Genomic DNA, 328 nt, shown 5'->3' on the forward strand with positions numbered 1-328 from the left:
GTATCAAAAATCATGGCGCGTTGCTTGGTTAACGGTGGGGAAAATAACGTCACCTGTTACGACCCATCCGCAGGTTCGGGTACATTATTAATGAACTTGGCGCACCAGATTGGTGAAGACAAATGTACCATCTACTCTCAGGACATTTCTCAAAAGTCATCGAGCTTATTACGTCTAAACCTAATCCTTAATGATTTGGTGCACTCAATCCACAACATCATTAAAGGCAACACAATACTCGACCCGTATCATAAGCAGGCTAGCGGCGAGCTAGAGCAGTTCGATTATGTCGTTTCTAACCCGCCGTTTAAGTTGGATTTCTCTGATT

Annotated in this window: 1 protein-coding gene; it reads left to right on the top strand. The window is 43.6% G+C overall.

Going from position 1 to position 328, the window contains the following annotated elements; genetic code table 11:
* On the top strand, positions 1 to 328 hold a 328-nt coding region (locus R0K30_RS21415), incomplete at both ends, for an N-6 DNA methylase (protein WP_410612797.1).

It is taken from the genome of Bacillus sp. SIMBA_154, assembly GCF_046536015.1.
Taxonomy (GTDB): domain Bacteria; phylum Bacillota; class Bacilli; order Bacillales; family Bacillaceae; genus Bacillus; species Bacillus pumilus_P.